The following is a 749-nucleotide window of genomic DNA, read 5'->3' on the forward strand; positions in this document are numbered from 1 at the left end:
TCTCCGAATGAAAGCCTGTCCTCAGCATAGTACTGGGAAGGAGGGAGTGACCATCTCATTAATTATCCCACGCTAAGACTATATTTTGTACAGCAGTGGAGAAGGATGAGAGACCAGCAGTTCATTAACAGGGACTCCTTTTTGCTTAAGCGGCTCAATGGTTCTTTCTATATAAACCGTATTCCAGAGTGTTATCGCCGCCGTATGTAGTGTCAGCGCCGGTGGCGTGGTAACGCTGATCCTCCCACCCCCAGATCCCTGATTTCATTCAGCCGGTGCATGAAGGATGCTCGCCCAAGGGCCTCACCCTTATTCAGCCCCGCCTGTATGCATCGGCCTAAGCCTTTATCGCAAAATCAGTCCAGCATAAACAGCGTCCGATCTCTGCAGAAAATCGCCCTCAGCGCTACGAGTTTGAACGCATTTACTCTGTTTATAGGTAACATTCGCTCCACGATATAATGATATCGGCAACGTATTCAGCATCCTGAGCATGTGTCAGAAGGTGATCAGCCTTACCCAGGGAAATGAAACTCTTGGGATGCTTAGCTGCTTTGAATATTTTCTCGGCCTGCTCAATTAACACGGTATCATCTTCAGTCGCATGAAAAATCAGCAGAGGTTTGTTCATGGCGAACACCTTATAGGCTCCGTTTGGGAAACGGAAAATATTGTACTATAAGGACTTCCCCGGCATGTCAAAGCCGGTATTTATGGTTTCTGTCTGCTCTTCAGTAAAAATAAAGGGG

2 pseudogenes are annotated in these 749 nt (G+C 47.1%); both read right to left on the reverse strand.

Going from position 1 to position 749, the window contains the following annotated elements:
- Positions 1–93: 93 nt before the first annotated feature.
- Positions 94–407, reverse strand: a pseudogene (locus OGY18_RS01610) (Tn3 family transposase); the annotation flags it as partial.
- 26 nt (positions 408–433) lie between these two features.
- Positions 434–649, reverse strand: a pseudogene (locus OGY18_RS01615) (alpha/beta hydrolase); the annotation flags it as partial.
- Between the last annotated feature and the right edge of the window lie 100 nt (positions 650–749).

The organism is Citrobacter sp. Cpo142 (assembly GCF_030332425.1).
GTDB lineage: Bacteria > Pseudomonadota > Gammaproteobacteria > Enterobacterales > Enterobacteriaceae > Citrobacter > Citrobacter portucalensis.